This window comes from Thalassotalea algicola, from assembly GCF_012932965.1.
Classification (GTDB): Bacteria; Pseudomonadota; Gammaproteobacteria; order Enterobacterales; family Alteromonadaceae; genus Thalassotalea_F; species Thalassotalea_F algicola.
Window position 1 is genome coordinate 15,600 of sequence record NZ_JABBXH010000009.1, and the last position, 13,989, is coordinate 29,588.

The 13,989-nt window shown below is 39.6% G+C and carries 12 protein-coding genes; 6 read left to right on the forward strand and 6 right to left on the reverse strand.

Translation table 11 applies throughout. From position 1 onward, the window contains the following. Window positions 1-36: 36 nt before the first annotated feature. Together HII17_RS18025 and HII17_RS18030 are read left to right on the forward strand one after the other, a co-directional pair. Window positions 37-396, forward strand: coding sequence for a DUF3718 domain-containing protein (locus HII17_RS18025; protein WP_169076768.1), 360 nt, complete (start codon window positions 37-39; stop codon window positions 394-396). Between the two features lie 180 nt (window positions 397-576). Then, the gene (locus HII17_RS18030; RefSeq protein ID WP_169076769.1) at window positions 577-1,728 is read left to right on the forward strand and encodes a patatin-like phospholipase family protein; all 1,152 of its coding nucleotides are present in this window, start codon (window positions 577-579) and stop codon (window positions 1,726-1,728) included. 8 nt (window positions 1,729-1,736) lie between these two features. Here HII17_RS18030 and HII17_RS18035 read toward each other — a convergent pair whose 3' ends face one another. Next, complete coding sequence (locus tag HII17_RS18035; protein WP_328824570.1) at window positions 1,737-3,707, reverse strand: cation:proton antiporter domain-containing protein; 1,971 nt, start codon at window positions 3,705-3,707, stop codon at window positions 1,737-1,739. 220 nt (window positions 3,708-3,927) lie between these two features. Between HII17_RS18035 and HII17_RS18040 the strand changes: the two genes are divergently transcribed. Then, a complete protein-coding gene (locus HII17_RS18040; RefSeq protein ID WP_169076771.1) occupies window positions 3,928-4,818 on the forward strand; it encodes a GGDEF domain-containing protein in 891 nt (296 codons plus the stop codon). A 10-nt stretch (window positions 4,819-4,828) separates the two neighbouring features. On the opposite strand, the gene HII17_RS18045 is transcribed toward HII17_RS18040, so the two are convergent. The 5 genes from HII17_RS18045 to HII17_RS19355 all read right to left on the reverse strand — a co-directional run bounded on the left by HII17_RS18045 (window position 4,829) and on the right by HII17_RS19355 (window position 10,644). Next, window positions 4,829-5,470: a hypothetical protein gene (locus HII17_RS18045; RefSeq protein ID WP_169076772.1), complete on the reverse strand. Its 642-nt coding sequence runs from the start codon at window positions 5,468-5,470 to the stop codon at window positions 4,829-4,831. A 14-nt stretch (window positions 5,471-5,484) separates the two neighbouring features. Continuing rightward, window positions 5,485-6,786 (reverse strand): DEAD/DEAH box helicase, encoded by a 1,302-nt coding sequence (locus tag HII17_RS18050; protein ID WP_169076773.1) that lies wholly within the window; start codon window positions 6,784-6,786, stop codon window positions 5,485-5,487. Between the two features lie 62 nt (window positions 6,787-6,848). Further along, on the reverse strand, window positions 6,849-7,214 hold the full coding sequence (locus HII17_RS18055) for a SpoIIAA family protein (RefSeq protein ID WP_169076774.1): 366 nt from the start codon (window positions 7,212-7,214) through the stop codon (window positions 6,849-6,851). A 40-nt stretch (window positions 7,215-7,254) separates the two neighbouring features. Continuing rightward, window positions 7,255-8,658 carry an alanine/glycine:cation symporter family protein gene (locus HII17_RS18060; RefSeq protein ID WP_211185414.1) on the reverse strand — a complete coding sequence of 468 codons (1,404 nt, stop codon included), beginning with the start codon at window positions 8,656-8,658 and terminating at the stop codon, window positions 7,255-7,257. A gap of 123 nt (window positions 8,659-8,781) precedes the next feature. After that, a complete protein-coding gene (locus tag HII17_RS19355; protein ID WP_169076775.1) occupies window positions 8,782-10,644 on the reverse strand; it encodes a collagenase in 1,863 nt (620 codons plus the stop codon). A 125-nt stretch (window positions 10,645-10,769) separates the two neighbouring features. Between HII17_RS19355 and HII17_RS18070 the strand changes: the two genes are divergently transcribed. From HII17_RS18070 to HII17_RS18080, 3 genes are all read left to right on the forward strand, one after another. Then, window positions 10,770-11,801 carry a proline racemase family protein gene (locus HII17_RS18070; RefSeq protein ID WP_169076776.1) on the forward strand — a complete coding sequence of 344 codons (1,032 nt, stop codon included), beginning with the start codon at window positions 10,770-10,772 and terminating at the stop codon, window positions 11,799-11,801. Window positions 11,802-12,059: 258 nt separating this feature from the next. Next, window positions 12,060-12,617, forward strand: coding sequence for a substrate-binding periplasmic protein (locus tag HII17_RS18075; RefSeq protein ID WP_169076777.1), 558 nt, complete (start codon window positions 12,060-12,062; stop codon window positions 12,615-12,617). 91 nt (window positions 12,618-12,708) lie between these two features. After that, window positions 12,709-13,884, forward strand: a complete 1,176-nt coding sequence (locus HII17_RS18080; protein ID WP_328824572.1) for a MerR family transcriptional regulator — start codon at window positions 12,709-12,711, stop codon at window positions 13,882-13,884. The last annotated feature ends 105 nt before the right edge of the window (window positions 13,885-13,989 follow it).

Here is a 13,989-nt window from a genome sequence, read left to right on the forward strand (position 1 = left end):
TTTAACTGAACTAAATTTAGCTTTAAGGTTATTAAAATGAAAAAATTATTACTAGCTTCTACCATCGCAGCTTTAACATTGACGTCTGTAGTTACAGCACCACAGGCTAACGCAAATAACATTGCACAAAGTGTATGTGAATACGTTGCCGCTGATGACAAAAAACGCATGCGTTCATTTTTAAAGTCGAACAAATTAAAAATACGTAGTATTTTTGATGGTATTCAATGTAATGGTCAGAACTTGTTGGAGTTTGCCGTAGCGAAAGACTCTGTAAAAACAGGTTCATTGATGATTAAAAAATTATCGAAGAAAATTGTTTCTGCAAATTTGGCTTCACTACAGGCAGGATCGCAACCTTTAGTTGACGCTGCTAACAAACGAGTTAACAGTTAATTATTTCTGGTAGGCGTTAGTTATAATTGTTTACTAGCTAATAATTCTTATGTCGCTAATAAGTTAAAAAGCCAGCTTTGCTGGCTTTTTTATTGCCTGATTTTTAAAAGAAAAGTAGAGGCAAAGCCAAGTATCAATTACACTTTAATTAAGCACTAAGTCGTAAATTACTTAAAATAAATGGCGTCTAAGAAAACATACAAAGGTAGTAAAACCTCCTTATTGCTTACTGGTGGTGGAGCGAGAGCTGCATATCAAGTAGGCGTTCTTTCAGCTATTACCAAGTTTATTCCAAGAAATCACGGCATTCCATTTCCTATACTTTCAGGTACTTCCGCTGGCGCAATTAACACAACAGCCCTAGCCTGTTATGCCTCGTGCTTTCATTTAGGTGTAAAGAAACTTGAATGGATATGGAAGAACTTAACCTGCGAAAAAATATACCATAGCAACTCTAGCCAAGTATTTGGCAACCTTTTCTCAGGAATGCTAGCAACCTTTCAAGCAGACTACGCTAATAGAACGGCTCGTAGCTTACTTAACAACGATCCATTACGCGGGCTACTTAATCAGGTAATGGACTTTAAACGTATTGATGTAAACATACTTAACGATTATTTATCTTCGCTGTCTGTCACTGCCTCAAATTACACAACAGGTGATTCAATCACCTTTTTTCAGTCGGCCAGTCATATCAAACCTTGGCATAGAGCCAAACGTCGTGGCGAACCCGCACAAATAAATAGTGAGCACTTGATGGCATCTGCGGCTATTCCACTAGTGTTCCCTTCAGTAAAAATTAGGAAGCAGCATTTTGGTGATGGTTCAATTCATCAACTATCGCCACTTAGCCCGCCAATTCACCTTGGTGCAAAGCGCATATTTATCATTGGCGTTGAACAACCGAAAGAGCCAATGCATGCTATGGAAAACAACCCGCATCCTCCGACCATTTCGACGATAGCAGGCCATATGCTTGACTCGGTGTTCTCAGACACCTTACAGAGCGATTTAGAGCGCTTACACCGAATCAATAATACACTTTCACTAATAGATGAAGAGAAACGGAGGAAGAAAGAAGGACTTCAACAAATCGATACCTTTGTTATTAACCCTAGCCATGACTTTAACGCGATCGCCGCCGAGTATTATTCTTATTTACCTTTTGGTATAAAAATGCTGTTACGCAGTGTTGGAGTAAAGAATGATCCAGAATCGAGTTTATTAAGTTACCTTTTATTTGATAAACACTTTTGTAGTCATTTAATCAAGTTAGGTTTTGACGATGCTGCTGCAAAAGAAGATGAAATTAGAGCATTTCTTTCTTTATAGTGTATGCGCTAATTCCCTTCTTGTAGATACCGTTCAGTCCGCTCTACCCTGCGTGGCTTTCCTCTTAGAATAAGCGTGTCTTCTGGTTTTAGAATTGTATTAGCATCTGGCTCTTCAATTTCTTGTTCATCTCTTTTTAACGCGATAACATTTACGCGTCTACTAGCTAAATCAAGTGATTCAATTGTCTGGCCTACGGCATAACAGTCACTGGTTAACAATACAGCATGCGCAAATTCAATTCTGTCGATAGCTTCTGGGCTCATATCAGTGTGTTCACCTTGGAAGAAGCCATGTAAGTGATTATAGTGATTTTTACGCTCTTTCTGGACTCTACGTACAATCCGAGAAAAAGGGACACCTGATAACGATAGGACTTGAGAGACTAACATTAATGCGCCTTCTAAACTTTCTGGCACCACTTCGTTAGCACCAGCGTTTTGCAACATTTCTAATTGGTCATCATTGCGTGTACGAACCAGAATAGGCACTTTCGGCGCTAGACTTCGCACTTTTTGTATCACTTCGGCAGACTGCTTATCTTCACCAAAGGCTATAACGACTAGTTTTGCATATTGTAAATGTGCTGCATGAAGCAGCTCAGCCTGCCTCGAAGAGCCAAAGAGTACATTTTCACCAGCTTCTCTAGCTTTCCGTGTTCTAAGCGGATCAATATCAATCGCGACAAAATCGATATCTTCTTGTTTTAAAAAGCGGCTAACCGTTTGTCCAATCCGACCAAAACCACAAATAATCACATGATTACTTAAAGTCTTTGTTGACTCTGGCAAGGATTCTAAATCACTGGTATCCATCGGCTCTTCATTTGCCAGCCAACGACCCCATTTGCGTGCATGGTTCATAATATATGGTGTAATTGCCATACTAATGACACCAGCACCTAACAGCATTGAAGCGACTTCAATTGAAAGAATTTCAACTTGCGTGGCTAAGGCAACCAGCACAAAACCAAACTCACCCATTTGTGATAACATAAAGCCGGTTGCCCATCCATCTTTACTGGCTTCACCAGCTCGCACCGCCAACTGCTTTATCACCATAACTTTGATTAGCATAAACGCAACCATGGTTAAAATAATGGTCAAAGGTGATGCGAGCAATAAGCTTAAGTCGAGCTTCATACCTATAGTAACGAAGAATAAACCTAATAAAATATCGCGATAAGGGCGAATATCTGCCTCTAACTGATGTTTATATTCACTCTCACCTAGCATCATACCTGCTAGAAACGCACCAAGCGCCATAGAGAGCCCAAACCACTGAGTAAGCGCCGCAGCCATTAGTGTTACCAGCAGCGTCGTTAATACAAACAATTCATCGGTTCTAACACGCGCTACCAAATCAAACAACTTAGGTAATACCCATTTTCCTGTTAATAATAGTATACCAACGACAAATACCCCTTTGATAAGAGCAAGTGAAAGCGCTACAAACATTGAGCCTTCAGTGCCTGGTGCGAGCATAGGGATAACAATTAATAGCGGTACAACAGCGACATCTTGAAATAATAAAACTGCGACAGATATCTGCCCAGATTTTCGTTTCATAGCTCCTGTTTCACTTAGCTGCCGAATAACGATAGCTGTAGAGGAAAGTGCTAGAATTGCGCCAATAACAAATGCGCTAGCAAATGATTGTCCAAACACTAGGGCTAAAATAGTAAAGACGACAAGCGAAATACCGACCTGTAAACTACCCACTGCAACAACCAAATGTCGCATTGCCATTAGCTTAGGAAGTGAAAACTCCAATCCCAATGTAAACAACAAGAAAACAATGCCGAGCTCAGCAAAATGATCATAGTCAATACTTTCCTGAGCAAGCGCTAAACCATGCTCACCTACTAACACACCAGCAATTAAATAAGCCAATATTGCCGGTAAATTTAGTTTTCTAAAAATGAACACTATTGCTACAGCACAAGCGAGTATTGCTAGAATTTCGAGATGACCTGTCACATAAGCCTCATGAATTGGAGAGAAAGATATATTGATCATTAGCGATTTATCAGCATTTCACCAATATCATTATCACATTAAATTTATACCTTAATATTCAATTAATTAAAAGGAGCAAAAACACTAAACATTCGTAGGCACGCATATTGCTTAATTAATACCGAACCAGAGCAATGTCGACTTTCTGACAGGAAAGCCGATCTAACGATGTAGGTATAATATGCAAACGCTTAATTTACTTGAACAACAGTTTTCGGACTTTAATGCATTTAGAATATTTGAATCTAACCATGTTAATAACAATAAACGAGGTTTAGCGTTGCTTGAACAACTGCAAACCACTTTAGAGTTAGATGCGCTAATCAGTAAATTTGCAATGGAAGCAAGTAAATACGTCGAATTTTCAGGACTTTACTTCAAAACAGGTGAAATTGAAGTCACTTTGCGCGGAAGTCGCAAAGGAAAAATCGAGCGTCAGTTCATATTAGCAATTGGTGGACAATCAATAGGTACACTTTCTTATGCGATGAACAGCCCTCTTTCGGGTTCTAATACAAAAATATTAGAAGAATTACATCAATATCTTATGCATCCTATTAACAATGCAGTGATGTATCAAAGAGCAATGATGCTAGCAATGCAAGACGGTTTAACTGGTCTAGGTAATCGTAGGTACTTTGATGAGCAGCTAAAACGCGCTATGCACCAAGCTAAAAGAAATAACTCTTTAGTTGGGATTTTAGTTGCCGACTTAAACAAATTTAAAGCAATAAATGACACATACGGTCACTCTGTAGGTGATAAAGTACTCATTCATTTCGCTGACGCCCTGCGGGTAAGCGTTCGCGATTCAGATAGTATATTCCGCTTTGGTGGCGATGAGTTTGTCATTTTAATTGAAGCGGCAAGTAAAGAGTCTTTAGATGTCATGTACCATCGTATCCATAGTGCTGTTGCAAGTGATGGGTATCTAGAAAAATATCAAGTAAGTTGTTCTTTAGGCGGTACTTTTATGAATAGAGCTGACACAGAGTCTTCATTTTTTGAACGTGCAGACCAAGCGCTATACCGTAAGAAAATGAATATGCACTCAGCCTTAAGCTTAGTGTAGCTAACCGATTTTAAAGTCTTAATTGTGCTAACGCCACTTGCATTTCATTTGGCGTAGCACCTTTCATATTGCGGCAAAACCTAACCGCTACGGCAAACTTTTCAACCCCAAGCTTTGCCAGCACATTTCTTAGCCATTGCTTGTTTAAATCAAATGCCTTGCAGTAATAACCAACTGCATCGTCGATGGACGGAAAACTAATTCCGTCGAAAACAAAGGTGCTTTTCTGCCATAACCGTTCAAGCTCTATCCCGTTAAGAGAGATTGGCCAAGCAGGAAAGTTCACCCTATCTCTAGCAACTTCAAACATAAACCATGCGCTTTTTTGAAAAGATTCGAAATTTCCCCCCTCAAAACCACTATTTGCTAGTTCCTCTCGGGTCCAGTTAACGCCAATCGCTAAATCTTTTTGGTATTTTTTAATCAGTGTTTGTTTAACTTTCTCAACTACTTGCCAAACGTCATCTTGTTTAACCGTATAGGCAATGTAACGACATTCATTACAACATGGCAGCGTTAGTTTAGGGTGTGAGCAGGCGAGTACAATATGGGCACTATGAGGAAATGAAAAGAACCGATTGCTCGGCTCTCCACAGAAGTAGCAGGTATGTCGAAATTCAAAAGGAATATCTATTAAACAATCTATTTGCATTGGCGCTATAGGTATTACTTACGCTTCTTACCTTTTTTACCGGCTTTAGCCTTTACTGTTTGAGGCTTGCTACCACTGGTTGACTTTTTCTTGGTAATCACTCGGTTCTTGTCACGAGTTGTTTGATATCGATTCTTCTTGCCAGCATCAGTGACATGTTTTTTACTTGCACTGTATTCTTGCTCTGACATTTCATAACCTGGTAACACTATTCGTTCAAAATGTCTGCCGATCAACTGCTCGATATTACCAAGGAATTTTTCATCTTTCGGGCTAACAAGTGAAATAGCCGTGCCTGACTTACCCGCTCGGCCTGTTCGACCAACACGATGAACATAATCTTCAGCAAGGAATGGTAAATGGAAATTTACTACATAAGGTAAATTGGGAATATCCAACCCTCGTGCAGCCACATCTGTTGCCACTAACACTCTAACTTCACCTGAAACAAATTGTTCTAGGGCTTTGTTTCTGGCACCTTGTGATTTTTCACCATGACACAAGGCAGCTTTAATCCCGTCAAGCTTTAATTCTTTTGCTAATTGATTAGCACTTTCCCGGGTGCCAGCAAACACCATCACTTGATGCCAGTTATTTACACCTATGATTTCTGAAAGAAGTTCGCGTTTCCTTGCTTCTGACACCCAATAAACAGACTGTTTTACTTTACCTGATGTCGTATTTTGCTTAGCCACTTCAATTGTTTTTGGCGTGAATAAAATTTCATTCGCTAAACCTTTCACTTTATTTGAAAAGGTCGCACTAAACATAAGCGTTTGATGTTTATGCTTTATATGCGTCGTGATACGTTCAATGTCGGTTAAAAAGCCCATATCCAACATACGATCTGCCTCATCTAACACTAAGTATTTTACTTGCGATAAAGAGAGGTTTCTTAGCGCTAAATGTTCTAGTAAACGTCCTGGTGTCGCGACGAGTATATCAACACCTTGTTTTAGCATTTTCTCTTGGCCAGCCATGCCAGCGCCACCATAGATAACGCCAGAACGAATTGGAAGAAATTCACTGTAAGTCTTAACGTTTTCAGCGACTTGAATAGCAAGCTCTCGTGTTGGCGTTAAGATAAGCGCTTTTAATTCACTAACGTCATCGTTGGTTTGATACGCTAACTTATCTAAAATTGGCAATGTAAATGCAGCAGTCTTACCAGTGCCTGTTTGTGCGCTTGCTAATAAATCAGCACCTGAGCGAATCACAGGGATTGCTTGTTGCTGAATAGGCGTAAGCTGTTTATAGCCACATTGCTTAACCGCTTTTAATAACCCTTCAGACAAACCAATTGCATCAACACTCATAATAAACACCTTCACAAAAATCTGGCGCGATTATAGCAGCAAATGTTTAACGCTGTTGAGTGTTATTCCAATAAAATCCAAGCTTTGCTTTGTTCAAGCGCATCAAACGAATAACACCGAAGCTTACAGTGCAATGTCGTTGTGCATAACGGCACTAGCCATTTGAATGACATAGAGTCAGATACGAGGGCAACTTTATCAATATAGTTATGGTGGAAGTTTATAAAGTGAAGGTGTGCCAAAAGCGCATAGGGAGAATCCCACTTAGGCCAATTAGTTGAACAAACAATACAGCCTTTAAGACCTCCAGCCTGTTCGATATAAGGGGCTAACTTATGGGCAGCATGGTTGAAATCTTGAACCGAAAGCTGCCCGTCCATCTCAAAAATGGCAATTCCATAATTAGGCTGAAGCGTTACATTAAGCATTTGTCCTTTGCCATGTTTTAGCTTGTTACCTCATTATAAATTATTTTCGCCAAATACCCGAGCTTAAACCTAACGATATTTCTTCCTCTTCACTTACTTGGTAATTAGGTGTTTTACCTTGCTTAACTTGTTGTTGGTAGTCTTTAGTTATCGAGACCACAACTTTGGATAATAAAAACAATGCGGTTACGTTAACGACTGTCATCAACCCGGTGGCAAGATCTGCCAGTGCAATAACTTCAGGTAGAGACGCTGATGAACCGAATACCAACATAGCCAAAAAGCCGATACGTAAAAACCAACGGCCAAGCATATTGTCTAAATTCAAATACTTTAAATTGTTATCGGCGTATGCATAGTTAGCAACAATAGAGGTAAAGCCAAAAAACAAGATAGCAATAGTAATAAACTCCGCTCCCCAACTACCCACTTGCTGTGATAGTGCTTGTTGAGTCATTTGAATACCCATAGCGGTATCAGCAGTTCCGTCTGCCAGTAAGATAATAAATGCAGTACAGGTACAAATCAGCATAGTATCAAAAAATACTGCTAACGACTGTATATACCCTTGAGAAGCTGGATGTGGCGGATTTGGATCAGCCGCCGCAGCTGCATTTGGCGAGCTTCCCATACCCGCTTCGTTTGAATAAAGTCCGCGTTGTACGCCTTGCAATATTGCGATACCAACAACACCTCCGGCGGCCTGGTTCAGGCCAAGTGCAGAGCCGACAATATCAGCAATGATCGCTGGTATTTGTTCAATATTTATCGCGATAACAAATAATGCCACTAGAATATAGGCAAGCCCCATAAATGGAACGGCAAGCTCAGCAAATCGCGCGATATTTCTTAAACCACCTAAAATAATGTAACCCGCTAATACAGTGATCACTATGCCGCATATCATTGGGTCTACACCAAACGAACCTTGAAAAGCATCAGTAATTGAATTGGCTTGAACAGAGCTGAACACAAAACCATAACCAAAAAATAAGCATACTGAAAAAATAATGGCTAATTTCGGGCTGTTAATGCCTTTGCGCATGTAATAAGCAGGGCCACCTCGAAAATTATTATTTTCGTCTTTTTCTTTGTAAAGCTGGCCAAGCGCACTTTCGGCATAGGCTGTTGCCATACCGACAAATGCGATAACCCACATCCAGAAAATTGCACCTGGTCCGCCAAGCGTTATCGCAACAGCAACTCCCATTAAATTACCTGTACCAACTCTCGCAGCAAGAGAAGTACAAAGCGCCTGAAATGAAGAAATTCCATGTTCGCTAGATTTACGGCTCGACTTTAGTAAGCTAAACATATGCGTAAAGTGACGTAGTTGAAGCAGCCTTAATTTCCAGCTAAACCAAATGCCACAGCCTGTTAGCAAATATATGAGGACGTAGCCCCACAAGTAACCATTTATAAAGCCAACCCACTGTTCTATCATTCTTAAGCCATTGATTTAAATTTATATTGTGAACTAGCTTAACAGAATTAATTTAGATTAATTGAATTTGTTTGCTAGAAAGAAAACGGCTTAGTTAATTAAAATTTAACTAAGCCGTTGATATTATCCCCAATTCACATAGTGTTGGTGTTTATTAGTAATGGGTAGATGAGTAGGTCTTAAATAGTCGCGGTATAAATAGCGATATAGATATTTAGGGGTGTTCGCTTTAGCTTCATCATTTTCTGGCTTTAAATTATATGCTGCTACTTGCTCCACTAACCATTGCTGAAATGCCTGCTGATGTTGTTCTTGATAAGCGTTTAATGTGTCATTGTAGCCATCAAAATAATCACGTTTTAGGTAGTGTGCCATCTTCCTACCTTGCTCAGGGTGGAAAGTGAAAATAAAGCGATGCGCTAGATAACTCCATTGGTAAACACGTTCAGATCCGTCATCATATGTTGTCGAAAATATCTCTGCCAAAGTCGGCCATTCAGCTTGTGGGGTCTCTGCAGCCAACTTAAGTGCACGATCGTTGTCATGTTGTTTAGAAATAAACTCACCAATACCCTCAGCCCACCAAACGAGCTTCTCAGGAAAATAGCCAAAGCCGCCATATTTAACAAATCGCCCATCCAGATAATGAACATACTCATGCGCTAAATTCCAGACAGAAAAATCAGGCTGCTTCCAAAACGCCTGAAAAGAGTAAAAAGTTGCTTGATTAACATCTGCACTTGGCGTGCCCTCAATATACATACCACCGTTATTAGTAAAAATGTTAAACGTTAATTGCCCGTGTTGATTATATTGAGAGTAGTTATCGAAAATGACCACTCGCAACTTATTATTAAAATCATTAGCCACCGGCTTTAGCTCAGTACCTAACGTTGAATGAAAGAAATCTTCTTGTGCGATTAAGTTGTCACAAGACTCGGTAAGCTGAGCCTTAGTCATGCTATTTGCACGAATAAATAGTCGATCGGAGCAACTATGGTTAATAGGCAGTACTTCATCTACCGTTTTAATGACACACTTGCCTTTAAATTGATCATTACAGTGATCTGTCGTACGAAATGAATTAGCTAGATACAGCTGACTAAATAGGTACTTTGCTTGTGGCTCTGTAAAACCGCCTGACTCAAATAAGTAAGTTTGAATGGTTTCATCAAGCGCTTTCTGCGCTACGTCTTCCTGCAACACATGAATGCCCGCTAACAACCATAGTGCATGTCGTAACTGCCAAGCACCACCTTGTTTGCCGTGGTTATACTGCATCATATGTTGAGTTAACGTATCGATAAGCTTAGGGTCTTGAATTAAGAACTGTTTTATTTCTTCTTTCCTTACGCCATTGTATGCCATAAACCCTAGCGCTCGATATAACTCTAGCTGAGCATAATCTTGCTGCACATTAGCTACTGAGCGCTGTGTAGATTGAATGGCAGTGGAGTTAATAGCCGCGATAATCGCAGGTAGAAATTCTGGTAATGCGTTAAGAATTGATTTATCAGCATGCTTGCTACCATAAAATTGATATAGCGTTACCCAAACATGTTCTTGGAGCCGCCAGTGTTCTTCATTGCCAATCGAGGAAGTCACAGCAGAGGCAACCTCAACCGTCACTTGATGTAGTTTTTGCCAGTGTTTTGGCTCTAACTCTGATAAATCTCCCCAATAACTAAACGCTCTCAAGTAATAAAAATAGCTATCGAGTTCCTCATTGTTGCCAGCCGCAACCGACTGCTCAATAGCCGATAATACGTCAGTGAATTCTTGAACATTATGCTGATAACTTGCCTGCCAAATATCTACACTGCCAAGTGATATCGCTTTTAACTCTGCTGATTGAGCTGATATTTTTTGCTCGCTTTCTTGATATTCCGTTTGATTTGTAGAGGAACTACAACCAACAACACTTGCTGAAGCCAGCGCAAATGCTAGCGCTAAGCGATTATTTTTATTCCATTTAAATTTGTTCACGACGATTAGTTAACTTAACAAAAAACACATGATATATTGTATACATTATTTATTTTTGATTAACAAGTCGTTTGTCATGCACAATTATCTACATGCAAATAACAAACGGAAACGGAAGAAACACCATGAAGTTTGAACTCGCTAACCACAGCCGTTTTACGAAACTCACCACACTTGATGCTCATACCGAAGGTGAACCACTTCGTATCGTCACTTCGGGTTACCCTACTATTCCTGGAAGTACAATATTAGAAAAGCGTCAGTATGTTACTAAGCACTTAGATCATTTGCGTAAAGTGCTGATGTTCGAGCCGCGCGGCCATGCCGATATGTACGGCGCGATTATTACCGAGCCTGTATCTCCCGATTCTAGCTTTGGCATTTTATTTATGCACAATGAAGGCTATTCCAGCATGTGCGGCCACGCCATTATTGCCACCGTTTCTGCTGCAATTGAATGTAACGACATTAAATTAGCTGATAATGAAACTAAAGTCGTGTTAATCGATTCGCCGGCAGGTCAAATAACCGCATATGCTAGTAAAAAAGACGGCAAGCCAAACGTTTACTTTGATTGCGTTCGCTCATATGTCGAAGTTTGTGATCGAACTATAACCATACCAGGCTTTGGCAACGTTACCTATGATATCGCTTTTGGAGGTGCCTATTATGCCTATGTCGATGCCGACATTCACAACATTGATTGCTCACCCAACAATGTTGAACAACTTATAACGCTTGGCCGATCAATTAAGCAGGCAGTTGCCAATAGCTATGATATTGAACATCCTGAACACCAAGATTTAAGTTTCTTGTATGGGACAATATTTACCTCTAAAAAAACAACTGACGCTAGCAGTCACTCTCGTCATGTCTGCATATTTGCCGACGGTGAAGTAGATCGTTCACCAACGGGAACAGGTGTAAGTGCAAGAGCAGCATTATTGCATCACAAAGGTGAAGTCGCGTTAAATCAAACAATTACTATTGAAAGCATTATCAGTAGCAAAATGACGGTATCTGCAACAAAACAAGCTAGATTTAACGGTAAAGACTGCGTTATACCTAGAGTCTCTGGCAGTGCTTTTATCACAGGTGTCCACCAGTTTTTAGTCGATGAGTACGACCCATTAAAAGCAGGCTTTATCCTTCGGTAATTTGAGTATGCCTATTAATTTCTAATGAGGATGTTCACTATCTAAGTGAGTGATATTCAATATTATTAACTATTAATTAACACTTTTAGTTTCTATAATTAGCATATAAACCAATTCTATTTGCTAGAAATCTTGAAGAATTATTATTGTTTTACGTTGCTAAGTTTTATCTTCGCTTCAACAGCTTCACTCACTGACGAAAATCAATGCAACTTAAACATAAGCGTAACCACAGCAATTGTACCGCCGCTAGTGACTATGAAAAACAATAAAGTTACTGGTGACTATACCAACAACATACAAGCTTTCTTAGCAAATAAAGTACAGACAATTACTATCAAAACAGCGAATTGGGCTAGGGTATTAAAATTAGCAGAGCAAGGGAGAACTGACGCCATTTACCCTGCAATGCACAACGTTGAACGAAGTGAATATCTAGATTATTCACTATACAAAGTATCTGATGTTTCACTTAGTCTGTATTCGAATATCCAAAACACCACCACACTAGCTCAGCTGAGCAGCCAACACACTGTTGCCATTCCACGTGATATAAACTACGACAAATCCGCAATGAAAGACGCTAAAATTTTTGAAGTGGTTCGATTTGAACAAGCAGTGCAAATGTTAGCATCAGGCCGAGTTGACTTTATCGTTGGCGTAACTGAAATTGTTGACTACTTAATTAACCAAAAGCAATTAAGTCATATCAAAAACATTAATAAGTTTGGTCGCCAACCTGTTTATCTGGCTCTAGCTAAAAATTCAGAAATCTACCCTACGCTTAAATCTTGCTTAACTGTGTTCAGCAGCTAATTTTGCGTAACTATTTTCAACAAACTAGTTGTTGACCTGTCTAATACTTTATAGTTTAAGCTTTGTTCATTAGTTTAGTGGAGCACTTATTGTGTATCGCATATCAGAATTAGCCAGTAAAGTTGGATTGTCTCGCACTGCCCTACTTTACTACGAAAAGCTAAACCTTATTCAAGGGCAACGGCTAGAAAATGGTTATCGTGTTTATAGCGATTTTGATTTACAACGCATTAAATTAATACAGCAACTTCATCAAGGGGGTTTAACATTAAAAGAGTGTCAGGCTTGTTTAGATGACAAACTTGATGGTGCACTTATTAAAAGCCGCCTTCGACAACTTGATGAAGAAATTAAACAAAAACGGCAATCACGTAACTTACTTGCCGCTATCGTTGGTGAGGGTGATGAAACGTCTTGGCATCAAGCTGCTATAAAACAAGCACCAGATGCACATTTTGACTGGTTGAAAACACAAGGTTTAGATGAAAAAGACGCGTTAAGATTAAAATGGTTATCAAAAAATATGACACAACACGATCAATACATGAATGACTTTATGAAAGTCTATGAACCTCTTGAGTACTGGGGCCCTGGTAGTGAGCAAGACACACTAAACGCCTTATCAATGTTGCCCCACAGTCCAACTGATGTACTCGAAATAGGCAGTGGTAAAGGCTTAGCGACACTCGTCTTGGCCAAAAGCTTGGCCGCAAACATCACCGCCATAGATAATGAACAATCTGCGCTTGATAGTTTATCTACGTTACTTGCCAATAAGGGGCTTGCAAGCAAAGTTACTACCAAATGTGAAAGCATGACCGCCCTTACATGTGATAAAAACGCTTTTGACTTAATTTGGTCTGAAGGTGCTGCTTACATTATGGGAGTAGAAAGCGCATTAACTAGCTGGAAAAACTACTTACATGACGAAGGTTATCTTGTTTTTAGCGACTTGGTATACACCACAACATCGCCGAATAAAGCAGCCAAAGCGTTTTGGGAAAACGAATATCCAGACATGCAAACTGTAGAAACTAGACGACAGCAAATAGTTGCCTGCGGTTTCGATATTGTTAATGACTTTGCACTGAGTCGACAGGCATGGAACAACTATTACCTACCACTCAAAGCACGTGTCGAGCAGTTAATGCCAACAATGGTAGGCTCAAAAGCATTGCAAGATATCCAAAAAGAAATTGAGCTGTGTCTTAATTTTCATCAAGAATTTGGTTATCAAATGTTTATTTTGAAGAAAAAAGCAAAGTAATTGAAAAATAAATAGCCGATTAATGCACTAATATTAAACTTCTGCTCGCCCTCACTATTCCTATTCTTGATAAATTCTTGAACAGGGAATTACTGAGAACTTTTG